Here is a 25,164-nt window from a genome sequence, read left to right as displayed (position 1 = left end):
GCGCACGCCTACAATGGCGCCGCCTGGCAAGGAGGTCCCGATGCGCATCCGCAGCGACAGTTTCGAACACCGCGGCGCCATCCCGGCGCGATTCGCGCTCGGCGCGGCCGACGGCTTCGGAGGCAACTGCAACCCGCACCTGGCGTGGGAGGAAGTGCCGCCCGGAACGCGCTCGTTCGCGCTGCTGTGCATCGACACCGACGCGCCCACCGACGGCGCGCTGGTGGCGGATGCCTCCACCCCGATCCCGGTCGAGCACCCGCGCGGCGAGTTCGTGCACTGGGCGGTGGCGGGCATCCCCGCGCAGGTGCGCGAGATCGCCGCCGGCAGCTGCAGCGACGGCGTCAGCAAGCGCGGAAAGCCGGCGGGCCACGATGCCGGCGGCATCCGCGGATTCAACGACTACACCGGCTGGTTCGCCGGCGATGCCGACATGGGCGGGGATTATTTCGGCTACGACGGCCCGTACCCGCCGGCGCACGACCTGCGCACGCACCGTTACTTCTTCCGCCTGTTCGCGCTGGACGTGGCCGGGCTGGACCTGCCGGCGAAGTTCAGCGCCGGCGACGTGTTCCGGGCCATGCACGGGCACGTGCTCGCAGAGGCCGCCGTCCACGGCACCTACACGCTGCACCCGCGCGCCGCGGCGTAGGCGCCGGCGCGCGCTGCGGCCGGGGGCCGAACCTAGCCGGCCGGCACCAGCAGCAGCAACGCCGCGCCCAGCACGAAGCGGTAGAGCGCGAACACCGTGAAGCGGTGGCTCTGGATGTAATGCAGGAGCCACTTCACCGCGGCGAAGGCGGTCACGGCCGAAGCAGTGAATGCGACCGCCAGCATGCCCCAGTCCTCGCCGGCGATGCCGCCGTCGCGGTACAGCTCGAGCAGCTCGTAGGCGGTGGCCGCGAACATCGTCGGGATCCCCACCAGGAACGCGAACTCGGTCGCCGCGGCGCGGTTGGTCACCCCCAGCAGCAGCGCCGCGAAGATCGTCGCGGCCGAGCGCGAGGTGCCGGGGAACACCCCCGCCAGTACCTGGGCCACGCCGACCAGGACCGCCACCGTCCAGGTGATCGTGCTGCGTTCGCCCAGCCGCGCCGCATGCCGGGCGGCGAAGTGCTCGGCGAGCAGCATCCAGGCGCCGCCCAGGATCAGCGCCCAGGCGATCGGCGCCACCGCATCGTCCAGCTCCCAGCCGAGCTTCTTGACCCCCAGGCCGAGCACCGCGGTGACGCCGAAGGCGGTCGCCAGCTTGTACGCGTAATCGCGGGGCGCCTGCCCGAACACGGTCGCTGCGCCGGCCGGACGCAGGAAGGACTGCAGCAGCTGCCACAGCCGGTCGCGGTAGATCAGCACCACTGCCAGGATCGCCCCGGCCTGGATCGCGATGTTGAACAGGTCGCTGCGATGCCCCAGCCAGCGTTCGGCGACCAGCAGGTGGCCGGTGCTGGAGATCGGCAGGAACTCGGTGATGCCTTCGATGATGCCGAGCAGCAGGGCAGCGAGGAAATCGGTCATGGCGGCCGCTGGGAAAGGACGGGCGGGGAACGCGGCAGGCACGGGCCGCAGCGAGGCGCAGCATAACGGAAGCGGAGAATGCACCAGGGTGGTGCTTTACACTGGCGTCCGCACCCACGTGGTGCGAAGCCGACTCGGCGGCGAGGGCTGCAACCCGTTGATTCAATGACTTGCGTGCCGTCGCCCCTTGGCACGTGCCTTGCGTACAAGGCAGCGTTGCCCGTCCCCTTGCCCTTCCGCCTGCGTCCCGAGGAAACCCGCCATGTCGCTGGAAAACGTCGAAAAGCTGATCCGTGACCACAAGGTCGAGTTCGTCGACCTGCGCTTCGCCGACATGCGCGGCGTGCAGCACCACGTCACCTTCCCCAAGTCGATCATCGACGCCTCGCTGTTCGAGGACGGCAAGATGTTCGACGGCTCCAGCATCTCCGGCTGGCGCGGCATCCACCAATCGGACATGGTGCTGCTGCCGGATCCGGCGACCGCGTTCCTGGACCCGTTCACCGCCGACCCGACCCTGGTGTTGACCTGCGACATCCTCGACCCGACCACGATGCAGGCTTACTCGCGCGACCCGCGCGGCATCGCCAAGCGCGCCGAGGCGTTCCTGAAGTCCAGCGGCATCGCCGAGCAGGCGTTCTTCGGCCCGGAACCGGAGTTCTTCATCTTCGATTCGGTGCGCTATGGCAACGACATGGGCCACACCTTCTTCCACATCGATTCGGAAGAGGCGCACTGGAACTCGGCCAAGGAATATGCCGGCGGCAACAGCGGTTATCGGCCGGGCATCAAGGGCGGCTATTTCCCGGTCGCGCCGCTGGATTCGCTGCACGACCTGCGCGCGGAGATGTGCAAGACCCTGGAACAGGTCGGCATCGAGGTCGAGGTGCACCACCATGAAGTCGCGAACGCGGGCCAGTGCGAGATCGGCACCCGCTTCAACACGCTGGTGCAGAAGGCCGACGAACTGCTGACGATGAAGTACATCATCAAGAACGTCGCCTTCCGCAACGGCAAGACCGCGACTTTCATGCCCAAGCCCATCGTCGGCGACAACGGCAGCGGCATGCACGTGCACCAGTCGCTGGCCAAGGGCGGCACCAACCTGTTCACCGGCGACGGCTACGGCGGCCTGTCGCAGATGGCGCTGTGGTACATCGGCGGCATCTTCAAGCACGCGCGCGCGATCAACGCCTTCACCAATTCGACGACCAACTCGTACAAGCGCCTGGTGCCGGGCTTCGAGGCGCCGGTGATGCTGGCGTACTCGGCATCCAACCGCTCGGCGTCGTGCCGCATCCCGTACGTGGCCAACCCCAAGGCGCGCCGCATCGAGATCCGCTTCCCCGACCCGATGAACTCGGGCTACCTGATCTTCGCCGCGCTGATGATGGCCGGGCTGGACGGCATCCGGAACCAGATCGACCCGGGTGCGCCTTCGGACAAGGACCTGTACGACCTGCCGCCGGAGGAAGAGAAGAACATCCCGACCGTGTGCGCGTCGCTCGACCAGGCGCTGGAAGCACTGGACAAGGACCGCGACTTCCTCAAGGCCGGCGGCGTTTTCACCGACGACTTCATCGACGCCTACATCGGCCTGAAGATGAAGGAAGTCACCGCGTTCCGCGCGGCGACCCACCCGCTCGAGTACCAGATGTACTACGCGATCTGAGGCGGACGCATTGCCGGCGGCCGTGCGGCCGGCAACCAGGGCGCATGCACGCGGCCCGGAACTCCCGGGCCGCGTGCGTTTCCGGCAGCGGCTTGCAATCGCGCGCCTTCGCGGTTGCAATGCCGGCATGCGTTGCCGCTCCGCCATCATCCTGCTGATGCTGTCCGCGCTCGCCGCGTGCGCACACGCGCCGCCACACAACCCGATGGCGCGCTGGGTGCCGTCGCCGAACTTCGAGCCGCGGCGGCCGAACCTGATCGTGATCCACGCCACCGAGCAGGATTCGGTCGCCGAGAGCCTGGACACGCTGCGCACCGGCAACAGCGGCGGCCCGGTGAGCGCGCATTACCTGGTCGGCCGCGACGGCGACCTCTACCAGCTGGTCGCAGACGACCAGCGCGCCTGGCACGCGGGGCCCGGGCGCTGGGGCACGATCACCGACGTCAACGACGCGTCGATCGGGATCGAGCTCGACAACGACGGCGAATCGGATTTCGCACCGGCGCAGATCGACGCCCTGGTCCGCCTGCTCGACGACCTGTGCACGCGGCTCCGCATCCCGCGCACGCAGGTGATCGGCCACGCCGACTTCGCGCCGACGCGCAAGCGCGATCCGGGTTTCCGCTTCCCCTGGAAACAGCTGGCCGACGCGGGCTTCGGCGCGTGGCCAAGGGGCCCGCTGTCCGAGCCGCCTCCCGGTTTCGATCCATGGCTGGCACTGCGCCTGCTCGGCTACCCGCTGGACCAGGACGACAGCCCCGGCCACGCCGCCAGCGTGCGCGCCTTCCATCGCCATTTCCGCGGCGACGAGGGCGAAGTGCTCGATGCGCAGGATGCGCGAATCCTGTACGCGCTGACGCGCTGACGCGCTGACGCGCCAGGCACCGGCCCATGGCGCGAGCGGCCGCTTCCGGCGCAGGGGAAACGCCGGCCTTCCCGCATGCCCCCGGACTCGCTGGCCTGGCGCGCCGGCACGCGGATCGGCGCGACTGCGCCGGGCCTGCCGCTGCACTAAGATGGTGCAATGCCCGCCGCAGCCTTGCCCACGCCCGCCCTGGACGACCTCGCCACCCCGCTGGCATGGGCGGGGGCGGACGGCATGGTGGTCGGCTGCAACCCGGCGTTCGCGCGCTGGCTGGGGGTGGCGGCGCGGCGGCTGCAGGCCGTGCCGCTGGTGGCGCTGGAGGTCGAGGGCGATGGCCTGGCGCGCGTGCTGGACGGCGCGGCGCCGCAGGAGCCGGTGCGGCTGCGGCGCTTGCCGCTGGCCTTCCCCGGCGGCGCGCCGCGCTTTGCCGATGTCTGGCTGGGGGCACTGGAGGCGGGGGGCTGGCTGCTGGAGGCGAATCCGGTGGACGAATTCCCCGGCGAGGATCCGGTCGCGGCGCTGCCGTCGGCGCTGTCGGCGGCGCTCCGCGGCCTGGCGCACGAGCTGCGCAATCCGCTGGCGGGACTCAAGGGCGCGGCGCAACTGCTGTCGCGGCGCGTGGACGATGCGCAATTGCGCGAGCTCACCGGGCTGATCGGCTCGGAGGTCGAACGCCTGACCCAGCTGCTCGACCGCCTGCTGACGCCGGTGCCGCCGCAGCCGCATGCGCCGCTCAACATCCACGCCGTGCTCGAGCGCGTGCTGCGGCTGGCCGAATCCGATGCCGGCTGGGCGGTGAAGCTGGTGCGCGACTACGACCCCAGCCTGCCCGAGTTGACCGGCGACCCCGACCGCCTGGTGCAGGCGACCTGGAACCTGGTGCGCAACGCGATCGAAGCCGGCGCGACCATCGTCACCCTGCGCACGCGCGCCGAACACGGCGCGCGCATCGCCGACCACGTGCATCCGCTGGCGTTGCGGCTGGAAATCGCCGACGACGGCCGCGGCGTGCCCGAGGCGCTGGCCGAACAGGTGTTCCTGCCGCTGGTCAGCGGCCGCGCCGAAGGCACCGGCCTGGGGCTGGCGCTGGCGCAGCAGGTCGCGCGCGAGCACCGGGGTTCGCTGGCGTACCGGTCGCGGCCCGGCCACACGGTGTTCACCCTGCTGCTGCCGTTGCCGATCCCCGAAGAAGGTGCAACGTGATGCACGGGGCCAGGCCATGAGCGCGCGGATCTGGGTGGTCGACGACGACCGCGCGGTGCGATTCGTGCTGGCGACCGCGTTGCGCGAGGCCGGGCACGTGGTCGAGGAGTTCGAGTCGGCGCCGGCGGTGCTCGACGCCTTGCGCCTGCGCGCGCCGCCGGCGCTGCTGTTCACCGACGTGCGCATGCCCGGCGACGACGGCCTGGTGCTGCTGCAGCGGCTCAAGGCCGCGCATCCGCAGCTGCCGGTGATCGTGATGTCGGCGTATACCGACATCGCCAGTACCGCCGGCGCGTTCCGTGGCGGCGCCCGGGAATTCCTGTCCAAGCCGTTCGACCTCGACGACGCGGTCGCGCTGGCGCAGCGTGCGCTGCCGGCCGCGCAGCCGGGCATCGACCCGGCAGATGCCGGCGCCGCGGCCGACGCCTCATCGCCAGCCGCCGCCAGCGCCGACGCGCTGGTCGGCGATACCCCGGCGATGCGCACCCTGTTCCGCAGCATCGGGCGGCTGGCGCAGGCGCCGCTGTCGGTGCTCGTCACCGGTGAAACCGGCACCGGCAAGGAGCTGGTCGCGCGCGCGTTGCATCGCGAATCGCCGCGCGCGCAAAAGCCGTTCATCGCGCTCAACACCGCGGCGATCCCGGCCGAACTGCTGGAATCGGAGCTGTTCGGGCATGAGGCCGGTGCCTTCACCGGCGCCGCCCGCCGCCATGTCGGCCGCTTCGAGCAGGCAGACGGCGGCACCCTGTTCCTCGACGAGATCGGCGACATGCCATTGCCGCTGCAGACGCGGCTGCTGCGGGTGCTGGCGGAAGGCGAGTTCTTCCGCGTCGGCGGCCGCGAACTGATCCGGGTCGACGTGCGCGTGATCGCCGCCACCCACCAGCGCCTGGAAACGCTGGTCGCCGAAGGCCGCTTCCGCGCCGACCTGCTGCATCGCCTCGACGTGGTGCGGCTGCAACTGCCGCCGTTGCGCGAGCGCCGCGACGACGTACCGCGGCTGGCCGAACGCTTCCTCGCCGTGGCCGCGCGCAGGTTCCGCGCGCCGCCCAAGCGCTTCGCCAAGCCCGCGCTCGAGCGGCTGCGGGCCCACGACTGGCCCGGCAACGTGCGCGAGCTGGAAAACCTGTGCTGGCGGCTGGCGGCGCTGGCGCCGGACGACATCATCGTCGCCGCGGACCTCGACGGCATGCTGGGCACGGCCGCCGCGCCGCGCGCCGCCGGCGACTGGGAAAGCGCGCTTGCCGACTGGGCGCGCGCGCGCCTGGCCGGCGGCGCCGCCGACCTCCACGCCGACGCCCGCGCGCGCCTGGAACAGGTGCTGTTCGATGCCGCGCTGGCGCACACCGGCGGCCATCGCGGCGAGGCCGCGGCCCGGCTCGGGCTGGGCCGCAACACCCTGACCCGGCGCCTGGGCAGGCAGCGCAAGCGGCGTTGACCCGTTCACTTTTCGCGAACCCTTGCGCCGCTACCGTGCCGGATTCATCGACCCAAGGAGAGCCGTGATGCGCATCGCCATGATTGCCGCCTGCACCGCCATCGGCATGGTCACCGCATGTGGCACCACGCCACCGCCAGCGCCCCCTGCGCCACCGGCCCCGGGCACCGCGCACAACGCGGTCGCCAACCTCGCCGCCGCGTCCGGCAGCCTGGTCAGCGGCAAGCTGCAGTTGATGGCGATGGGCAGCGGCGTGCATGTCGCCGGCGAGATCGGCGGCCTGGCCCCGGGCAGCACCCACGGCTTCCACATCCACGAAAAGGGCGACTGCAGCGCCGCGGACGCGTCCAGCGCCGGCGGCCACTTCAACCCGACCGCCAGCGCGCACGGCCGCGCCGATATCCCGCCGCACCACGCCGGCGACATCGACAACATCGTCGCCGACGCCAGCGGCGTCGCCCACGTCAACACCCACGTCGTCGGGATCGCGCTGGGCGGTGGCGGCAGCAACGACGTCGCCGGGCGCGCGATCGTGGTCCATGCCGCGCCCGACGACTACACCTCGCAACCGGCCGGCAACGCCGGCGCGCGCATCGCCTGCGGCGTGATCACGATCGTCGACTGAGCCGCCGCTGCCGGCCGGCGGATTGGCGGGTACGATGCCGCGATGTCACAGCCCCCGCGCATCCGCGACGCCGTCGCCGCCGACCTCGAACTGCTCGCGCAGTGGGCGCAGGCGATGGCGTGGGAAACCGAGCACAAGCGCCTGGACGCGCACACGGTGCGCGCCGGCGTCGGCGCCGGCCTCGCCGACCCCGGCCGGGCGCGGTACTTCGTCGCCATGCACGATGCAGCGCTGGCCGGGCACGAGACCGTGGGCATCGCCACCGGCACGCTGATGCTGACGCGCGAATGGAGCGACTGGCGCAACGGCGACTGGTGGTGGATCCAGAGCGTGTACGTGGCGCCCGCGCATCGCCGCCAGGGCGTGTTCGCCGCGCTGTACCGGCACGTCGAGGCGCAGGCGCGGGCGACGCCGGGCGTGGTCGGGCTGCGGCTGTACGTCGAAAAGGCCAACGCCGCGGCGCAGCGCACCTATGCCGCGCTCGGCATGCAGGACGCCGGCTACGCGATGTACGAGCAGGAATTCCGCTAGCCGGCTAGACGTCCGGCGCCGCCTCGCTGCCGCAGTGCACGAACGTCACCGGCACGCCGTGCGCGCCGAGCACCGCTGCGAACTGGCGCTCGCGGGCCTGGAACCGGGCGTAGCGGCGTTCCAGCCGCTCGCCGTCGTTGTCGCCTTCGCCGTAGCGCTCGCGCCATGCGGCCGGCGAGAACATCGCGATCCGCGCCTCGCCGTCGGCGTAATGCAGCAGCGGTTCCGGCGGTGCGTCCAGCCATTGCTCCGCGCCCGGCGCCAGCAGCGCGGTTTCGATCAGCGGCCACAGCGCAGCCAGCCCGGCGTGTTCGTACTGCAGCGCGACCATCGCGGCGAGGTCGTGCACGGTGAGGTAGTGCGCATGTTCGACCCGCAACCCGAACAGTTCCTGCACCAGCAGCGAGGTGCCGGCGCCGGCCATGCCGCGTTCCATCAGCTCGCGCTCGAACGCTTCTGCCACCGCGCCGGCGACAGCCTGATCGCCGACCAGCACGAACGGCAGCACCCGCAACGGTCCGCCGGCGAACTCTTCGGCAGGGGCCAGCGTGCCGGGCAGCTGGCCATCGTGCGCGCCGAAGGCGATGACGCGGCCGCCGCCGCCCGCCCCCGCGCCCGGTGCGCGCGCGGCGAGCTGCGCAAGTTCTCGCTGCAGCGGCCAGCCCGGGCGCAGCAGCTCGACCGCGTCGTAATGCGCGCCGACCAGCACCAGGTCCAGCTGCGCGGCCTGCGGCGCGAGGCCGGCGAGGTCGCGCGCGATGCCTTCGGCCAGCGTGCCGGCCTGCGCCTGCGCAAGCCGGTCGCGCGCTGCGGTGCTGCCGGGCACCAGTTCCAGCGCCAGTGCGCCGAGCACCCGGGTGGCGGCGGCGGCGTGGTTGCCCCGGGAATCGATCGCGCTCATTCGTGATTGGCCGTCCACGCGTGCGGGTTTACACTGCTTCGCATTATGCCCGCGCCGCAAAGCGGGCCGCGCGAGGTAGCGATGCTGCAAGGCCGACCCGTCGCCGTCCTCGGTGGCGTCCGCATCCCGTTCTGCCGCCAGAACACGGCTTACGCCGACGTCGGCAACCTCGGCATGTCGGTGCGCACGCTCGGTGCGCTGGTCGAGAAGTTCGGCCTGCATGGGCAGCAGCTCGGCGAAGTGGCGATGGGCGCGGTGATCAAGCACCCCTCGGACTGGAACCTCGGGCGCGAGGCGACGCTGTCGTCGGGGCTGTCGCCGCTGACCCCGGGCATCACCCTGCAACGCGCTTGCGGCACCTCGCTGGATTCGATCATCACCATCGGCAACAAGATCGCCACCGGCCAGATCGAGGCCGGGATCGGCGGCGGCAGCGACACCACCTCGGACGTGCCGATCGTGTATGGCCAGCAGTTGCGGCGACGCTTGCTGCAGGCCGCGCGCGGCAAGGCGTTCAAGGACAAGCTCGCGGCGTTCAAGGGTTTCCATTTGCGCGAACTCAGGCCGGAATTCCCGGGCGTGGCGGAACCGCGAACCGGCAAGTCGATGGGTGACCACTGCGAAGACATGGCGCGGCAATGGTCGATCTCGCGCGATTCGCAGGACGAGTGGGCGGTCGGATCGCACCACAAGCTGGCCGCCGCCTACGAGCGCGGCTTCTTCGACGACCTGGTGGTCAGCTTCCGCGGCGTGGCGCGCGACAACAACCTGCGCCCCGACACGTCGCTGGAAAAACTGGCGACGCTCAAGCCGGCGTTCGACAAGACTTCGGGCCACGGCACGCTGACCGCCGGCAATTCCACGCCGCTGACCGACGGCGCCGCGGCATGCCTGATCGCCTCCGACGACTGGGCGGCCGCGCACGGGCACGAAGTGCTGTGCCACATCCGCGACGCGCAGGTGGCCGCGGTCGACTTCGTCCATGGCGAGGGCCTGCTGATGGCGCCTACCGTCGCGGTGCCGGAGATGCTGGCGCGCAACGGACTGGCGCTGCAGGACTTCGACCTGTACGAGATCCACGAGGCCTTCGCCGCGCAGGTGCTGTGCACGTTGCGGGCCTGGGAGAGCGAGGAATACTGCCGCACCCGGCTGGGCCTGGATGCGCCGCTGGGCCGGATCGACCCGGCCCGCATCAACCTCAATGGGTCCTCGCTGGCGACCGGGCATCCGTTCGCCGCCACCGGCGCACGCATCGTCGCCACCGCCGCCAAGCAGCTGCAGCAGCGTGGCGGCGGCCGCTGCCTGGTGTCGATCTGCACCGCCGGCGGGATGGGCGTGGTCGCGATCCTGGAACGCTGAGGGCGCGGCGCGCGCCGCGTCAGCCGCGCAGGCGCGGCACGCCGTGCTGGTCGCGCTCCTCGATCGCGGCCTGGTCCTGGATCTGCTGGCGCAGGTCGCGCATCGGCAAGGCCACCGGCGCTTCGCCGCGCGCGGCGCGCAGGGCGTTGGCGTAACCCTGCCGCGCCAACGCGTCCTCGCCGTGCTCGGCGAAACCATCGCCGAGCTCTTCCCAGGCATCGCTGCCGGCACCTTGCGCGATCGCGCGGTGCAGGTAGTTCTCCGCCTGCGGCCATTGGCCCTGCGCGCGCGCCAGCCGTGCCAGCGTCAGCAGCAGCGCCGGACTGGCGGGGTGAGCCTGCAGCCAGCGCTCGGCGTTGGCGCGGCGCGCCTCGAGGCGGCCGACCGGCAGGCTGCCGTAGCGGTCGGCGAGGGTTTCGTCCCAGCGCGCATCCAGCGCCTGTTCCAGCGACTTCGTCGCCGCCTCGTCCCAGCGCAACGCGGCGGCGCGTTGTGCATAGGCATCGACCACGCCCGGTTCGCTGCGCAATGGCTTGGGCAGCGCTTCCCAGCGCTCGGCGAGGACGTTCGCGTCGCCGGCCTGGCGCAATGCGGCTTCGGCCCACTGCTCCTGCAGGTCGTCCAGGCGCGCGGCCGGCAATGCCTGCTGCTGGCGCAATGCCCCGAGCAGGCCGTACGCCTGGGCCGCCTGGCCGGTCGCGGCCAACGCCTGCGCGCGCAGCGCCAGGCCGCGTGGCGGAAGCGGTTGCGCCGCGGGGGCATCGAGCGCGACCAGTGCATCGGTCGGGCGCTGCTCGTCGAGCGCGAGTTCGGCGCTGGCGATCGCGCGCGCGCCGGCATGGCGTTCGCCCAGCGCCTCCAGTTGCGCACGCGCGGCGACGACGTCGCCGCGCGCGGCGGCGGCACGCGCAGCGGCCAGGCGGGCGCTGGCGCCGATGTCGCCGTCGCCGCCGGCCTGTGCCAGCAGCTTCTCGGCGCGCGCGTAATGGCCCAGGTGCAGCGCGGCCAGGCCATCGCCCAGGCGCGCGCGGTCGCGGCGGTCGCGATGCATGCGCCAGCTGCGGAACGGCAGCGACAACAGCTTCCACAACAGCCAGGCGCCGACCAGGATCGCCAGCAGGATCAGCAATCCGGCCGCGACCGTGGTGGTGTAGTCGCTGCCGCGGAATCGCACCAGCACGTAGCCGGGATCGGCCAGCAGCAGTTGCGCCAACAGCGCGCCAACCAACGCCAGCACGATCCAGAACAGCAGGTTGCGGAACAGGCTCATCGCGCGATCCTCGTAATGACGGCCCGGCATCCACCCCGGACCTCGATCCATGTGCCGGCAGCCTAGCCGCGCGCGTGTCGGCGGCACGTCTGCACGCTGACGAACCGCTGAACGCCGCTCAGCGCGCGGCGCGCATCGCTTGCAGTTGTTGCAGGGTGCTGCCGAGCGTGGGCAGCGCCAGTTGCAGCGGCAGCGCCCGCAAGGCCGCCAGTTGCGCGCGCTGGCGCCGCAATCCCGGCGACAGTGGCCACAGCCGTGGCAGCCAGCCGTCGGCGCGTGCCAGCGCGCTGCGCCAGGCAGCGTCGTCGCGGCGCTCGCCGGCGCCGCGCGCCAGCGTCAATTCCAGTTGCAGCGCCGCGTAACCGGCGGCGCGATCGGCGGGCGCGACCGCGACGTCGCGCTGCGACGGCCGCACCTCGACGATCCGGGCGAAGGCGCGCCGCCACCAGGGCAGCGCGGGATCCTGGCTGTCGCGCGGCAACGCCGACGGTGGCGCCAGGGTCGCCGTGAAGGCTTCCAGCCGTGCCAGCGCGATCGCCTTCGGATCGGCGCCGAGCGCATCCAGCGCGGCGCGCTCCTGCACCAGCGCCTGGCGCAGGTCGAGCCAGGCCGGATCATCGATGCCGTCGAGCACGCCGGCGGCCAGGGCATAGGCGCGGCGTGCACCATCCAGGTCGCCGGCCAGTTGCAGGCGCTGGCTTCCGATTGCGAGCAGCATTTCCACTTCATCCAGGCGCAGCGCCTGCACGCCGCGTCGCGCCGGGTCGGCGAGCTTGTCGACGCTGTCCTGCAGCAGTGCCGCGCGCTGGCCAAGCCCGAGTACCTCGTCGCGCAGCACACGGTTGTTGGCGTCGGCCCGGGCGATGCGTTGCGCCTGCGCGCGCTGATCGCGGCGCAGCGCGTCGATGCGCGCGTCGAGCGCGCGCCACTGCTCGGCCGCGTCGTGGGCCTCGGCCGCGGACCGCGCCTGTCGCGCCTGCCAGGCATGCCAGCCGCGCCAGCCGAGCACGGCCAGCAACGCCAGCGCGAACAGCCAGGGCACGGCGCGGCCGCGGCGGCGTGGGGCGGGTGGGGCGGCGGCGACGGCGTCGGTCACGGCGGTGGGAGGAGCGGGAAGGCGGCCATGCTAACGGATGCGGGCCGCGGCCACGGCCGCGGCCACCAGGTCGCGCTGACGCGCGCTGGCGGCGACGACGGCCGCGGTGAAGCCGCGTTCGCGTGCCAGTTGCGCCAGGCGTGCGCTGGCGGCCACGACCCGGGCGCGATGCAGCGCCGCGACGGCGTCGGCCGGCAACGCCGCCAGCAACGCCTCCAGTGCGGCGCCGCTGCTCAGGGCCAGCCACGCCGGCGCGGCGAGCGTGCGCAGGGTGGCCAGCGCGCGCGGCGAAGGGGTGATTGCCACGCGTTCGTAGACATCGGCGCGCAACACCTGGGCGCCACGTCGTTGCAGTTCGGGGCCGATCTCGCCGCGGCCGCCAGGCGCGGTGACCAGGCCCACCGCGCTGCCCGCCAGCGCCTGCAGCCCTGGCAAGGCCAGCAGGCCTTCGCTGTCCATGCGCGCCGGCGCCGTCACCTCCGCGATCCCGGCGCGCCGCGCCGCGGCCGCGGTGCCGGCGCCGACCGCGAAGGCCTGGCGCATCCGCGCATCCGCCAACGGCTGCAGCCGCGCCGCGATCCGCACCGCCGCCGGGCTGGTGAACAGCACCCGCGGCGCGTCCAGGGCAGCGCGCAGCGCGGCGCGGGTCGCGGCGTCGTCGCGCGCCTGCAACCGCCATGGCGACAGCGCCAGCAGCCGTGCGCCCTGCGCCGCGGCGGCACGGCGCAACGCCGCGTGCGCGCCGACCGGGCGCAGCGAGATCACGTAGCATCCGGCGAGCGGCGATTCGGCCATGGCGCCAGCTTGGCATAGCGCCAGCGCCGCGGCATGCGGGATCGCCGCTGCCTCGCCTCCCACTGCCAGCGGCCCGCATGCCATCCGATCCCGCCCTGCAAGCACTCCATGCCCATTACCAGGCGATGCCGCCGGTGGCCGCGCTGCAGCTGCGCATCGCCAGCTTCGATGACGACTGCCTGCGCCTGCAGGCGCCACTGGCGGCGCACCTCAATGACAAGGGCTGTGCCTTCGGCGGCAGCCTGGGTTCGTTGATGACGCTGGCCGGCTGGGGCCTGGTCACCCTGCGCCTGCAACGCGCCGGCTTGGCGGCGGAGGTGTACGTCGCCGACAGCAGCGTGCGCTACCGCGCGCCGCTGTACGCCGACCTGGTCGCCGAAGCCCGGCTCGACGAGGGCCAGTCCTGGGACGCGGCCGCCGCCGCGCTGCGCGAACACGGCCGCGCCAGCCTCCAGCTGCAGGCCTGCGTGCGCCTGCCCGACGGCGGCATCGCCGCGGAAGGCCGCGCCCGCTTCGTGGCGATCGCCGGCGTTGAATGAGCCCGGTAGATGAGCCCGGCAGATGAGCCCGCCAGGAACGCGCGTGACGCCGATGGCATGGCTGCGCCCGGGTTAGGATGCCCGCTGGCTTCGCGGCGGGAGTGCAGGTGATGCGGATGCTGAAGGTGCAGATGCGGAACGTGGGAATGCTGCTGTCGCTGCTGCTGGGGCTGGCGGCCTGCGGCACCGCCAAGGTCGACCAGACCAGCGCGCTGCAGCAGGCGCAGTACGCATATTCCGCCGCGATCCGCTGGGGCGACTTCGAGGGCGCCTGGAACATGGTCGACCCGGAATACCGCAAGGCGCACCCGATGACCGACCTGGAATTCGAGCGCTACAAGCAGGTGCAGATCTCCGGCTACCACGACCTGGGCGCCCAGGTGACGCAGACCAACGCCATCCGCGAAATCGGCATCGGCGTGATCAACCGCAATACCCTGGTCGAGCGCCAGGCCCGCTACACCGAGCGCTGGCGTTACGACGCCGAGGGCAAGGTGTGGTGGCTGACGGTCGGCTTGCCGGACCTGTGGGAAGGGCAATGAGCACGCAGTGAGGCCGCGCTCGCGCAGCCGTTTTTGCCTCCCGCAGGCTGGCGGGCGACAATCGCCGCCCCGCGCCATCCGAGCATCCCGTTGACCCTCCCCGAACTGATCGCCTTCGCCGGCCGCCATCCCTACCTGTCGCTGGGCCTGGCCGGGCTGACCGTTGCCCTGGTCTTCAACGAACTCTCGGGCCTGTTCCGTGGCTACAAGGGCCTGCAGCCGGCCGGGCTGACCGCCCTGGTCAATCGCGACAACGCCCTGGTGGTGGACCTGCGCCCGGCCGCCGATTTCGGCAAGGGCCACATCCCCGGCGCCAAGAACGTGCAGTTGAGCCAGTTCGATCCCGAGAACAAGCAGCTCGCCGTGGCGCGGGCGCTGCCGGTGGTGCTGGTGTGCAAGACCGGGCAGACCGCGGGTGGCGCCGCCAGGCGGCTGCGCAAGGCCGGTTTCGAGCAGGTCTACGTGCTCGATGGCGGCATCGGCGCCTGGCAGCAGGCAGGCCTGCCGCTCGCCAAGGGCCGCTGAGGTCGGATGGCTCGGTGGCGCGCCGCGGCGCGTTGCGATGGCACGGCGGCCGGCTGTCGCGTGGCGCGGCAGCAGGCGGGCCTGCCGCTGGCCAAGGGGCGCTGAAGCCACGGGTTGCAGGACCCGCCGCGGCGCGTGCTGGCGCTGACGGCGGGCGAACATCGCGGGGCGCCGTGCGATAATCGACTTCTTTTCCGCCTTCGCGCTGGAGTTCCACGATGTCCGAGCAAGACACCCTCAACGGCGCCGCCGCTGCCGACACCGGCCCGATGTTCACGGTCGAGAAGATCTACCTCAAGGACGTGTCCTTCGAAGCCCCGGGCGCGCCCCAGGTGTTCAACGAGCAGGGCCAGCCGCAGCTGCAGATGAACCTCAGCCAGAAGGTGCAGCGGCTGTCGGACAACGCCTTCGAAGTGGTGCTCGGCGTCACCCTGACCTGCACCATCGGCGAGAAGACCGCGTACCTGGCCGAAGTGCAGCAGGCCGGCGTGTTCGGCCTGGCCGGCTTCGACGAGCAGACCCTGGACGCGATGCTCGGCACCCACTGCCCGAACGCGCTGTATCCCTATGCGCGCCAGAGCATCGGCGACCTGATCAGCGCCGGTGGCTTCCCGCCGTTCCTGCTGCAGCCGATCAATTTCGAATCGCTGTATGCCGAAAGCCTGCGCCAGCGCGCGCAGCAGGCGCAGTCCGGCGACGGGCTCGCCGACGCGGAAACCGCCGGCAACGCCTGAGTCGCCGCGCAGATGTCGGCGCAAGCGTCCGTCGCGCTGGCGGCTTTGAAGGTCGCCGTCCTCGGCGCGGGCTCCTGGGGCACCGCGCTGGCTGCGCTGATCGCCCGGCACGGCCATGCCGCCGTGCTGTGGGGCCGCGATGCCGACGTCGTCGCCGCGATCGACCGGGGCCACGAGAATCCGCACTACCTGCCGGGCATCGTCCTGCCGGACACGTTGCGCGCGACCACCGCCCTGGCCGATGCCCTGCGCGACGCCGACCTGGTGCTGGTGGTGGTGCCGTCGCATGCCTTTACGCAGACGCTGCACGCGCTGGCGCCGTTGCGCCCCTCGCACGCGGGCGTGGCCTGGGCGACCAAGGGTTTCGAACCCGGTTCCGGGCGATTCCTGCATGAAGTGGCCGCCGACACGCTGGGCCCCGGCGTGCCGCTGGCGGTGGTCACCGGGCCGTCGTTCGCCAGGGAAGTCGCGCAGGGCCTGCCGACGGCGTTGACCGTGCATGGCGACGACGACGGCTTCGTGCAGCAGGTAGCCGGTGTCCTCCACGGCCCGAATTTCCGCGCCTATACCGGCGACGACATGCGCGGCGCTGAACTCGGCGGGGCGATGAAGAACGTGCTCGCAGTCGCCACCGGCGCGGCCGATGGCATGGGCCTGGGCCTCAACGCGCGCACGGGCCTGATCACCCGCGGCCTCAACGAAATGCTGCGGCTCAACGCGGCGATCGGTGGCCGCCCGGAAACGCTGATGGGGCTGGCCGGGCTCGGCGACCTGGTGCTGACCTGTACCGGCGACCTGTCGCGCAACCGTCGCCTGGGCCTGGCGCTCGGGCGTGGACAGTCGCTGGACGACGCGGTGCGCGAGATCGGCCAGGTGGTCGAATCGGTGCAGACCGCCGACGAGGTGATGCGCCTGGCCGAGCGCCACGGCCTGGAGTTGCCGATCGCGCACAACGTCCGTGACGTCCTGCACGGAGACATCACGCCCGCCGAAGCGCTGCAGCGCCTGCTGGCGCGCGAGCAGAAGGCGGAATACCCGGCAGACCTGTTCCGGTAATTGCGCGCGCATGGGCGCTTGCTTTCGAACCGCGCTTTGACTGCCACGGTCGTGATGTCCCCGAAAACGGTTCTTCCTCCAATCGAGGAGCCGTCGGCTGGTCGCGACGCCGGGCACGCAGGCGCCTGGATGCGAATATCCCCCGGCGCCGGCCGCTGGCCGTCGCCTCCTCCTTGATTTCGGATCCATGCCCCTGCGCACCCGACGTCGCGACCGCGCTCGCCGCAAGGGCGCGGAGCCGTGCTCAGCTTTTGTCGAGCCCGGCCGGCGATGTCCGGTGCGGCCGCCAGCGCTTCGCGGCGAAATCAAGGAGGAGGCCGCCGCCGCAGGCGGAGGCCGGGGGACATTCGCCGCGAAGCGCTGGTGGTCGCGCCGGACCCATCAGGTCGCGACCAGGTGTGCGACCCGGCCCATCCCTCCTGCTGCCGGGAGCAGGACCACAAAAAAACCCGGCCGTTGCCGGCCGGGTCCGATCGCGAAAGCCAAGGGGAGGGAGCGTTCGCGATCTTGCCCTTCGTCGGGGCTTGCGCTGGATTCCTTGCGCCGGAGTCCTTACCAGGTCAGGCGCGGTCCGACGAACCACTGGGTGTCGCCGTCGGAGACCTTGACGTCGCCGGCCACGCCCCAGTTCGGAGTGAACTTCACCTGCGCGCCGAGGCGGCCGTAGAAGTCGCCATCGAAATCATTGCCGTCCTCGTAACCGGCCAGCGCGTAGCCTTCCAGCATCGGCGTCATCGCGCCGCGCACACCGGCCTCGACGCTGTAGCCGTCGGCGCTGACGCCATCGCCGGCGTCGAACTTCTCGTACGCCACGCGCGTCAGCAGGTCCATGTTCGGCGAGATCTCGTGGTTGTAGCCCACGCCCAAGCGCCACTGGTCGAAGTCTGCGTCGAAATCCTTCACGTCCTGGTTGGAGTAACCGCCGAACAGGTGGAAGTTGGGGGTGAGCGCGGCCGAGCCGTCCAGGCCCCAGCCATCGGCGTCGCCGGAATCGGTGTTGGTGGCGACGTAGCCGCCCTGCACATAGTTGTAGGAGATGCCGTCGGCCGCGGACGCGGCAAAGGGCAGGGCAGCAAACAGGGCGAAGGCAAGCAGGGAACGCTTCATCGGGGGAGCCTCTTCAATTTTGTTTTTGGGCCGGCAGGCGGCGGATGGACAACGCCTGGTGAACCGGTGGCGTGATTTTCCGTTCGCCCCTGCAACGCAACCTGAAGCCGCGCGCGCGCCGCGGTGGAACTTTTACGGCGCGGTTCAGTCAGGCGCTCGCACCGGCGAAGCCGCATTGCCGCCAGGCCTCGTACACCACCACCGCCACCGCGTTCGACAGGTTGAGGCTGCGGTTGTGCGGCTGCATCGGCAGGCGCAGGCGCTGCGACGGCGGCAATGCGTCGAGCACCGCATCGGGCAGGCCGCTGGTTTCGCTTCCGAACACGAAGGCGTCCCCGGCGCGGAACGCCGGCGCGTCGAAACGGGTGCCGCCGCGCGTGCTGAGCGCGTACAGCCGTGGCGGCGCGTGCTCGCGGCGAGCCAGCGCCGCCAGCGCGAGGTCGAGCGAGGCGTGCACCTGCAGCGTCGCGTACTCGTGGTAGTCCAGCCCGGCACGGCGCAGCTGTGCGTCGTCCAGCGAGAAGCCCAGCGGTTGCACCAGGTGCAGCCGCGCGCCGGTGTTGGCGCACAGGCGGATGACATTGCCGGTGTTGGGCGGGATCTGTGGCTGGTGCAGGATGACGTCGAACATCGCGGCATTATCGGCCGCGAACCCGGCGCCGCCGCAGCGGGCCGCCGCTGGCGGCGCGATTGCGGCCGCGATGCACAGCAGCGCCAGCACCGGCAGTGCAATCGCGCCACGGATCAGGTGGGTATGCAGCGACATGGGAAGGTTCCTCGGGCAGCGACTCGGAGGAGTCGTACACGAGGGTTGTAAGCAGGCCGCGTGCCAGTCGCAAATGATTGATCCTGCTGGCATTTCGTATCGGCATGCAGCGTCCGCGCGGGGCCCGGACGTCCGTCATCCGGTCATCGTCACCAAGGCAGCGGCTCTCCGCGCCAGTCCTGGAAGCTGCCGCTGTCGCCAGTGCCTGCCGCGTCGATCACCCGCAACAACCCGGCGACGGCATCGGCCACCGCCACGGTGGCGTTGTCGCCGCCCATGTCGGTCCGCGCCCAGCCCGGGTGCAGCGCCAGCACCACGATCCCGCGCGGCTGCAGCGCCCGCGCCAGCAAGGCGGTCGCCATGTTCTGCGCGGCCTTGCTGAGGTTGTAGCTGGGCGTGCCGAAGCGGCCGACCGAAGCGATCGAGCCGAGCACCGAACTGAGGTTCGCCACCCGGGCGTTGTCCGCCAGCCGTGGCGCCAGCGCCTGGGTCAGCAGTAGCGGGCCCATCGCGTTGGTGCGGAAACTGTCGTCCAGCGTCGCCGCCGCCACGCTGCCGAAACGCTCACCGGAGTGCAGCACGCCGGCGCAGTTGACCAGCAAGTCCAGGGTCGCATCGCCGCCGTCGTCCAGCAGCGGCAGCTCGGACACCAGCGCCGCGATCGATTTCGGGTCGGAGACGTCCAGCGGCAGCACGTGCAGGCGGCCGGGATGTTCGCCGGCCAGCGCATTGAGCGCCGTGGCCTTGCCGGGATGGCGGCAGGTGGCGATCACGCGATCGCCGCGTGCCAGCAGTTGCCGGGTGAACTCGAGGCCCAGGCCGCGGTTGGCGCCGGTGACCAGGCTGTGGCGTGCGTCCATGCGCCGAGTATGCCGCGCTGCAAGCGGTTACAGCGTCGTTGCCGCCCGCCGGGCAGGACTAATGGCCTACAGCGCGCAAAGAGACGGCGGTTACGATGGCAGCCGGGGTTCCCCGCCCATTCACGCACGCTGCGACGCCTCGCCCGTGCATCCAGCCCGCACAGGAGTGCCGCATGTCCGTCGTCGCCAGCCGTTCGTTCCGTCCCCGCGCGCTATTGCGCCAGGGGGTCCTCGCCTTCGCCCTGGCCGCCGCGCTCGGTGGCGGCTTCTACGCACCGGCCGTGCAGGCCGAAGCCGTCGCGCCCACCACCACCGGCGTCGACATCGCCTTCCAGCAGTTCACCCTGCCCAACGGCCTGCGCGTGATCGTGCACGAGGACCACAAGGCGCCGATCGTCGCGGTCAACCTCTGGTACCACGTCGGCAGCCTCGCCGAGCCGGCCGGGCGCAGCGGCTTCGCGCACCTGTTCGAGCACCTCATGTTCAACGGCTCGGAAAACAATCCGGGTGAATACTTCGAGCCGTTCGAACAGGCCGGTGCCACCGACATGAACGGCACCACCAACACCGATCGCACCAACTATTTCGAGAACGTGCCGACCACCGCGCTGGACATGGCGCTGTGGATGGAGTCCGACCGCATGGGCCACCTGCTCGGCGCGATCGACCAGGCCACCCTGGACGAGCAGCGCGGCGTGGTCCAGAACGAGAAGCGCCAGGGCATGAACCAGCCCTATGGCCAGCTGCGGGAGGTGGTGGCGCACACGATGTACCCGGAAGGGCATCCGTACCACCACACCACGATCGGCTCGATGAACGACTTGAACGCCGCCTCGCTGGAGGACGTCAAGACCTGGTTCCGCACCTGGTACGGCCCCAACAACGCGGTGCTGGTGCTGGCCGGCGACATCGACCTGGCCACCGCCAAGGCCAAGGCGGCGAAGTATTTCGGCGACATCCCGGCGACGCCGACCATGCAGCAGCCGGCGGTCGACATCGCGCCGCTGGCGCAGTCGGGTCGTACCGTGCTCGAGGACAAGGTGCCGCAGGTGATGGTGCGGCGGATGTGGAACGTGCCGCAGGTCGGCAGCCGCGATTCGGACCTGCTGGACCTGTTCTCCGCGGTGCTGGGCGGCAGCGCCAGCTCGCGCCTGGATACCCGCCTGGTGCACCAGGACAAGATCGCCGACAGCGTCAGCACCGCCAACTATGGCGCGCAGCTGTCGGGCAGTTTCATCATGAACGCGATGGTCAAGCAGGGCGTCGAGCAGGCCAGGGTCGAGGCGGCGCTGGACGAGGAATTGCAGCGGTTGCTGCGCGACGGCCCCAGCGCCGCCGAACTGGCGCGCGCCAAGACCGTATACCGGGCCGGTTTCATCCGCGGCATCGAGCGCATCGGCGGCTTCGGTGGCAAGGCCGACGTGCTCGCTTCCTGCGCGATCTACACCGCCGACCCGGGCTGCTTCCGCGACAACCTGCGCAACATCGACAGCGCCACCCCCGAACAGGTGCGCGACGTGGCGCGGCAGTGGCTGGGCAAGCCCAGCCACACCTTCGTGGTGGTGCCGGGCGAGCGCAAGCCGCTGGCAGAAGCGCCGGCGGTGAAGCCGGCGCCGTTCGCGCTGCCGGCGGTCGACGCCAGGTTCACCACCGCCGCCAGCGACGTCGACCGCAGCCAGGGCGTCCCGGACGTGGCCAGCTTCCCGACGCTCAAGTTCCCGGCGCTGCAGCACGCCACCCTCAGGAACGGCAGCAAGCTGATCCTGGCCGAGCGCCACGACATCCCGGTGGTCAACCTGGGCTACAGCTTCGACGGCGGGTACGCCGCCGACCGCGGCGGCAAGCTGGGCACCGCCGCGTTCACCATGGGCATGCTCGACGAAGGCGCCGCCGGGCTGGGCGCGCTCGACTTCGCTTCGCGCGAGGAGGACCTGGGCGCCGAAATCAGCGCCAGCGCCAACCTCGACGGCGGCAACGCATCCTTGTCGGCGCTGAAGCGCAACCTCGACCCTTCGCTCGCGCTGTTCGCCGACATGCTGCGGCAGCCGCGCTTCGACCAGGCCGAGATCGACCGGGTCAAGGCGCAGTGGATCGCCGGCATCGCCCAGGAGAAGGCGCGCCCGAATTCGGCCGCCCTGCGCGTGCTGCCGCCGCTGCTGTACGGCAGCGACCACCCCTACGGCATCCCGTTCACCGGCAGCGGCACCGAGGCGGCGATCGCCAGCCTCAGCCGCGACGACCTGCTCGCCTACCAGCGCGCCTGGCTGCGCCCCGAGCAGGCCACCGTGATCGTGGTCGGCGACACCACGCTCGCCGAAATCGTGCCGCTGCTGGACAAGCATTTCGGCGACTGGAAGGGCGACGGCGAGGCCGCCAAGGCGGACGCAGTCGCCAAGGTCGCGCGGCCGCTGCAGCCGCGCGTGTTCCTGATCGACCAGCCCGGCGCGGTCCAGGCCAACATCTTCACCGGCGAGCTGATGCCGTCCAACACCGACCCGGCTTCAGTGCGGCTGGGGATGGCCAACCAGGTGCTGGGCGGCGACTTCACCGCGCGCCTGAACATGAACCTGCGCGAAGACAAGCACTGGTCCTACGGCGCGCATTCGATGCTGGCGTCCGCGCTCGGGCAACGGCCGTGGCTGGCCTATGCGCCGGTGCAGATCGACAAGACCGCCGAATCGCTGCAGGAAATGCAGCGCGAGATCGCCCAGTTCGGCAGCGGCCAGGCCCCGGCCACCGAGGCCGAGGTCGCCAAGGTGGTCGCCAACGAGCTGCGCAGCCAGCCCGGCGCCTACGAGACCGCTGAAGCGGTGATGGGCACGATCAGCGACATGGTCGAGTTCGGCCGGCCCGACGACTGGGTGCAGCAGCGCAACGCGCAGATCGCGGCGATGACCCCGGCGCAGGTCAACGAAGCGGCCAAGGCGATCGACGCCAAGGCGCTGACCTGGGTGGTGGTCGGCGACCTGTCGAAGATCGAGCAGCCGGTGCGCGCGCTGAAGCTGGGCGAGGTCAGCGTGGTCGACGCCGACGGCAAGCCGGTGGCGGGCAAGTAACGCCGCCGGCGCGTGCCCCCGGCAACGGGCGGCACGCGCCTTCCCGCTTGTGCCGGATTCAGACGCACGGGGCCACAATCCCGTGCGTTTCCGTTTCTTCGCCTGCGTCGTCCGTCGTTTTTTTTTCGCCCCGCAAGGAGCCGCCATGCCGTTGCCGTCCCCTTCGATGTTCTCGCTGCCGCTGCTGGCCGCTGTCGGCTTGCTAGCCGTGTCCGGCTGTACCTGGGTGCACATGGCGCCGGGAGCCAGCGCGGTGCAGGTGGTGACCGGCGCCCCCGCCGGCTGCGAGGCGCGCGGCGAGGTCGAGGTCTCGGTCAAGGACAGCATCGCCTTCTACGATCGCAACCGGCTGCGGGTGCGCGAGGAGCTGGAAACCCTGGCCCGCAACGAGGCCCCGGGCCTGGGCGCGGACACGGTGCAGGCGCTCGACGACCCGGGCGACGGCACCCAGCGCTACGCCGCCTGGCGCTGCGGGCGCTGAACCGCAGGCGCCTGCGGGTCGCCCCGAGGGCCGGCGGGGCCTTGGCAATGCCCGGATCCGTGACCATTTCCGACCTGCAGGGCCGGTGAAAGGCGGTATCCTGTCCCGTTTTCATCCGCTTCCGGTCACTGCCCATGTTGTTCCAGCACGTCGCCATCGCCGGCCTCGCCCACATCGACGCCCCGCGGCGCCTGAGTTCGGATGAGATCAATGCCCGCCTCAAGCCGACCCTCGACCGCCTCGGGATCAAGACCGACGTGCTCCAGGAAGTGGCCGGCATCCATGCCCGGCGGCTGTGGGACGAAGGCATGCAGGCTTCCGACGCCGCGACCCTCGCCGGCGTCAAGGCGCTGGCCGATGCCGGCATCGACCCGGACAAGGTCGGCCTGCTGGTCAACACCTCGGTCAGCCGCGACTACCTGGAGCCGTCGACCGCTTCGATCGTCAGCGGCAACCTCGGCCTGGGCGACGAGTGCCAGAACTTCGACGTCGCCAACGCCTGCCTGGCGTTCCTCAACGGCATGGACATCGCCAGCCGCATGATCGAGCGCGGCGAGATCGACTACGCCCTGGTGGTCGACGGCGAAACCGCCGACCTGGCCTACGAGAAGACGCTCGAGCGCATGCTGCGCGCCGATTCCACCGAGGCCGATTTCCGCAACGAGCTGGCGACCCTGACGCTGGGCTCCGGCGCCGCGGCGATGGTGCTGGCGCGCGCCGAGCTGGCTCCGGGCGCGCCGCGCTACCGCGGCGGCGTCACCCGCGCCGCGACCCAGTGGAACAAGCTCTGCCGCGGCAACCTCGACGGCATGATCACCGACACGCGCACCCTGCTGATCGAGGGCGTCAAGCTGGCGCAGAAGACCTTCCTGGTGGCGCGGCAGAAGCTCGGCTGGGTGGTCGAGGAAATGGACGAGTTCGTGGTCCACCAGGTCAGCAAGGTGCACACCGCCGCCTTCACCAAGGCCATGGGCATCGACCCGAAGAAGGTGCTGACGATCTTCGGCGAGCACGGCAACATCGGCCCCGCCTCGGTGCCGATCGTGCTCAGCAAGTTGCGCGAGATGGGCCGGCTGAAGAAGGGCAACCGGATCGCGCTGCTGGGCATCGGCTCCGGGCTGAACTGCTCGATGGCCGAAGTGGTGTGGTGAGCCGCGCCACCTGAGCCGTGCAGGGCCGGCCCGTCCGGCCCTTTTCATTGATACCGCTCCCCTTCGTGCAAAGTTCCGTGCAGACGACGATGCGCTACCCCGATTATCCGTTCCAGCCGCGGCGCATCGAAGTCCGCCCGGGCATTGCGATGAGCTACCTGGACGAAGGCCCGCGCGACGGCGAGGTCGTGGTGATGCTGCACGGCAACCCGTCCTGGAGCTACCACTGGCGCCACCTGGTGCTGGGCTTGTGCGACCCGGCCCTGGACAGGCACTACCGCTGCATCGTCCCCGACCATGTCGGCATGGGGCTGTCGGACAAGCCGGACGATGGCGGCGGCGTGCGTCCGCCGACGGATCCGGCGGCCGCGCGCTACGACTACACCCTGCAGTCACGGGTCGACGATCTCGCCGCCCTGCTCGGGCAGCTCGGGATCACCGGCCCGGTGACGCTGGCGGTGCACGACTGGGGCGGGATGGTCGGCTTCGGCTGGGCGCTGTCGCACCTGCCGCAGGTGCAGCGGCTGGTGGTGCTCAACACTGCCGCGTTCCCGCTGCCGGCGGGCAAGCCGATGCCGTGGCAGCTGTCGCTGGGGCGCGATTCGCGCCTTGGCGGCTGGGCGATCCGCCGCTTCAACCTGTTCGCGCGCGGCGCGGCGTGGCTGGGCACCAGGCGCAGCCTGCCCGCGGCCGTGCGGCGCGCCTACTGCGCGCCGTACCAGGGCTGGGACGAAGCGATCTCGACGTTGCGCTTCATGCAGGACATCCCGCTGCGCGCGGGCGATCGGGCATGGCCGCTGGTCGCGGAAACCGGGCGCCGGCTTGCCGAACTCGCGGACCGTCCCGCGTTCATCGGCTGGGGCCTGCGCGACTTCGTGTTCGACCGGCATTTCCTCGACGGCTTCCGCCGCGCGCTGCCGGGCGCCGAAGTGCACGCCTTCGAGGACGCGGGCCACTACGTGCTCGAGGACAAGCACGAGGTGCTGGTGCCCGCGATCCGCCGCTTCCTCGACGCACATCCCCTGCCCACGTAACGGCGCCCGCGCCGCGTGCCCGCGGCAACCGGGCGCATACAAT

General features: G+C 71.4%; 25 protein-coding genes. 17 read left to right on the top strand and 8 right to left on the bottom strand.

All coding sequences use genetic code 11. The features are described 5' to 3' along the window. Positions 1-40: 40 nt before the first annotated feature. The gene (locus MQC88_RS09735; RefSeq protein WP_243321496.1) at positions 41-652 is read left to right on the top strand and encodes a YbhB/YbcL family Raf kinase inhibitor-like protein; all 612 of its coding nucleotides are present in this window, start codon (positions 41-43) and stop codon (positions 650-652) included. Positions 653-684: 32 nt separating this feature from the next. On the opposite strand, the gene MQC88_RS09730 is transcribed toward MQC88_RS09735, so the two are convergent. Then, positions 685-1,515, bottom strand: a complete 831-nt coding sequence (locus MQC88_RS09730; protein WP_243321494.1) for an undecaprenyl-diphosphate phosphatase — start codon at positions 1,513-1,515, stop codon at positions 685-687. Positions 1,516-1,777: 262 nt separating this feature from the next. Between MQC88_RS09730 and glnA the strand changes: the two genes are divergently transcribed. The 6 genes from glnA (at position 1,778) to MQC88_RS09700 (ending at position 7,849) form a co-directional block, all read left to right on the top strand. Then, positions 1,778-3,187: a type I glutamate--ammonia ligase gene (glnA, locus tag MQC88_RS09725; protein ID WP_243321493.1), complete on the top strand. Its 1,410-nt coding sequence runs from the start codon at positions 1,778-1,780 to the stop codon at positions 3,185-3,187. Between the two features lie 127 nt (positions 3,188-3,314). Further along, positions 3,315-4,052, top strand: coding sequence for an N-acetylmuramoyl-L-alanine amidase (locus MQC88_RS09720; protein ID WP_243321491.1), 738 nt, complete (start codon positions 3,315-3,317; stop codon positions 4,050-4,052). A gap of 159 nt (positions 4,053-4,211) precedes the next feature. Continuing rightward, a complete protein-coding gene (locus MQC88_RS09715) occupies positions 4,212-5,255 on the top strand; it encodes a two-component system sensor histidine kinase NtrB (protein WP_243321489.1) in 1,044 nt (347 codons plus the stop codon). A 16-nt stretch (positions 5,256-5,271) separates the two neighbouring features. Beyond that, positions 5,272-6,693 (top strand): nitrogen regulation protein NR(I), encoded by a 1,422-nt coding sequence (ntrC, locus tag MQC88_RS09710; protein ID WP_243321488.1) that lies wholly within the window; start codon positions 5,272-5,274, stop codon positions 6,691-6,693. A 67-nt stretch (positions 6,694-6,760) separates the two neighbouring features. Beyond that, positions 6,761-7,318, top strand: coding sequence for a superoxide dismutase family protein (locus MQC88_RS09705; RefSeq protein ID WP_243321486.1), 558 nt, complete (start codon positions 6,761-6,763; stop codon positions 7,316-7,318). A 42-nt stretch (positions 7,319-7,360) separates the two neighbouring features. Next, on the top strand, positions 7,361-7,849 hold the full coding sequence (locus MQC88_RS09700) for a GNAT family N-acetyltransferase (protein ID WP_243321484.1): 489 nt from the start codon (positions 7,361-7,363) through the stop codon (positions 7,847-7,849). A 4-nt stretch (positions 7,850-7,853) separates the two neighbouring features. Here MQC88_RS09700 and MQC88_RS09695 read toward each other — a convergent pair whose 3' ends face one another. Beyond that, entirely contained in the window at positions 7,854-8,750 is an 897-nt protein-coding gene (locus tag MQC88_RS09695; RefSeq protein WP_243321481.1) for a hypothetical protein, read from the bottom strand. 81 nt (positions 8,751-8,831) lie between these two features. Between MQC88_RS09695 and MQC88_RS09690 the strand changes: the two genes are divergently transcribed. Continuing rightward, positions 8,832-10,109 carry an acetyl-CoA C-acetyltransferase gene (locus MQC88_RS09690; RefSeq protein ID WP_243321480.1) on the top strand — a complete coding sequence of 426 codons (1,278 nt, stop codon included), beginning with the start codon at positions 8,832-8,834 and terminating at the stop codon, positions 10,107-10,109. 19 nt (positions 10,110-10,128) lie between these two features. On the opposite strand, the gene MQC88_RS09685 is transcribed toward MQC88_RS09690, so the two are convergent. From MQC88_RS09685 to MQC88_RS09675, 3 genes are all read right to left on the bottom strand, one after another. Continuing rightward, on the bottom strand, positions 10,129-11,379 hold the full coding sequence (locus MQC88_RS09685) for a heme biosynthesis protein HemY (RefSeq protein WP_243321478.1): 1,251 nt from the start codon (positions 11,377-11,379) through the stop codon (positions 10,129-10,131). A gap of 118 nt (positions 11,380-11,497) precedes the next feature. Beyond that, positions 11,498-12,475: a hypothetical protein gene (locus MQC88_RS09680; protein ID WP_243321476.1), complete on the bottom strand. Its 978-nt coding sequence runs from the start codon at positions 12,473-12,475 to the stop codon at positions 11,498-11,500. A gap of 30 nt (positions 12,476-12,505) precedes the next feature. After that, complete coding sequence (locus tag MQC88_RS09675; protein WP_243321474.1) at positions 12,506-13,270, bottom strand: uroporphyrinogen-III synthase; 765 nt, start codon at positions 13,268-13,270, stop codon at positions 12,506-12,508. A 77-nt stretch (positions 13,271-13,347) separates the two neighbouring features. Here MQC88_RS09675 and MQC88_RS09670 point away from each other — a divergent pair, with 77 nt between their 5' ends. The 5 genes from MQC88_RS09670 (at position 13,348) to MQC88_RS09650 (ending at position 16,666) form a co-directional block, all read left to right on the top strand. Continuing rightward, positions 13,348-13,809: a YiiD C-terminal domain-containing protein gene (locus tag MQC88_RS09670; protein WP_243321472.1), complete on the top strand. Its 462-nt coding sequence runs from the start codon at positions 13,348-13,350 to the stop codon at positions 13,807-13,809. A 110-nt stretch (positions 13,810-13,919) separates the two neighbouring features. Beyond that, complete coding sequence (locus MQC88_RS09665) at positions 13,920-14,351, top strand: hypothetical protein (protein WP_243321470.1); 432 nt, start codon at positions 13,920-13,922, stop codon at positions 14,349-14,351. 90 nt (positions 14,352-14,441) lie between these two features. After that, positions 14,442-14,876, top strand: a complete 435-nt coding sequence (locus tag MQC88_RS09660; RefSeq protein WP_243321468.1) for a rhodanese-like domain-containing protein — start codon at positions 14,442-14,444, stop codon at positions 14,874-14,876. Positions 14,877-15,094: 218 nt separating this feature from the next. Continuing rightward, the gene (gene secB, locus MQC88_RS09655; RefSeq protein ID WP_243321465.1) at positions 15,095-15,610 is read left to right on the top strand and encodes a protein-export chaperone SecB; all 516 of its coding nucleotides are present in this window, start codon (positions 15,095-15,097) and stop codon (positions 15,608-15,610) included. A gap of 12 nt (positions 15,611-15,622) precedes the next feature. Then, on the top strand, positions 15,623-16,666 hold the full coding sequence (locus MQC88_RS09650; protein ID WP_243321464.1) for an NAD(P)H-dependent glycerol-3-phosphate dehydrogenase: 1,044 nt from the start codon (positions 15,623-15,625) through the stop codon (positions 16,664-16,666). Between the two features lie 552 nt (positions 16,667-17,218). Here the strand turns inward: MQC88_RS09650 and MQC88_RS09645 are convergent. The 3 genes from MQC88_RS09645 to MQC88_RS09635 all read right to left on the bottom strand — a co-directional run bounded on the left by MQC88_RS09645 (position 17,219) and on the right by MQC88_RS09635 (position 19,399). Continuing rightward, positions 17,219-17,773: an OmpO family porin gene (locus MQC88_RS09645; RefSeq protein WP_243321462.1), complete on the bottom strand. Its 555-nt coding sequence runs from the start codon at positions 17,771-17,773 to the stop codon at positions 17,219-17,221. A 148-nt stretch (positions 17,774-17,921) separates the two neighbouring features. Then, positions 17,922-18,404: a tRNA (cytidine(34)-2'-O)-methyltransferase gene (locus MQC88_RS09640; protein ID WP_243321890.1), complete on the bottom strand. Its 483-nt coding sequence runs from the start codon at positions 18,402-18,404 to the stop codon at positions 17,922-17,924. A gap of 284 nt (positions 18,405-18,688) precedes the next feature. Further along, positions 18,689-19,399 carry an SDR family oxidoreductase gene (locus MQC88_RS09635; protein WP_243321461.1) on the bottom strand — a complete coding sequence of 237 codons (711 nt, stop codon included), beginning with the start codon at positions 19,397-19,399 and terminating at the stop codon, positions 18,689-18,691. 173 nt (positions 19,400-19,572) lie between these two features. Here MQC88_RS09635 and MQC88_RS09630 point away from each other — a divergent pair, with 173 nt between their 5' ends. The 4 genes from MQC88_RS09630 to MQC88_RS09615 all read left to right on the top strand — a co-directional run bounded on the left by MQC88_RS09630 (position 19,573) and on the right by MQC88_RS09615 (position 25,121). Continuing rightward, positions 19,573-22,455: a M16 family metallopeptidase gene (locus MQC88_RS09630; RefSeq protein ID WP_243321459.1), complete on the top strand. Its 2,883-nt coding sequence runs from the start codon at positions 19,573-19,575 to the stop codon at positions 22,453-22,455. Positions 22,456-22,600: 145 nt separating this feature from the next. Further along, a complete protein-coding gene (locus MQC88_RS09625; protein ID WP_425491615.1) occupies positions 22,601-22,936 on the top strand; it encodes a DUF4156 domain-containing protein in 336 nt (111 codons plus the stop codon). Positions 22,937-23,070: 134 nt separating this feature from the next. Further along, positions 23,071-24,087: a 3-oxoacyl-ACP synthase III gene (locus MQC88_RS09620; protein WP_243321457.1), complete on the top strand. Its 1,017-nt coding sequence runs from the start codon at positions 23,071-23,073 to the stop codon at positions 24,085-24,087. An 89-nt stretch (positions 24,088-24,176) separates the two neighbouring features. Then, a complete protein-coding gene (locus MQC88_RS09615; RefSeq protein WP_243321455.1) occupies positions 24,177-25,121 on the top strand; it encodes an alpha/beta fold hydrolase in 945 nt (314 codons plus the stop codon). Positions 25,122-25,164: the final 43 nt, after the last annotated feature.

The sequence above is a fragment of the Cognatiluteimonas sedimenti genome (assembly GCF_022808325.1).
GTDB classification, from domain to species: Bacteria; Pseudomonadota; Gammaproteobacteria; order Xanthomonadales; family Xanthomonadaceae; genus Cognatiluteimonas; species Cognatiluteimonas sedimenti.
This window is presented reverse-complemented; position numbering and strand designations above follow the sequence as displayed.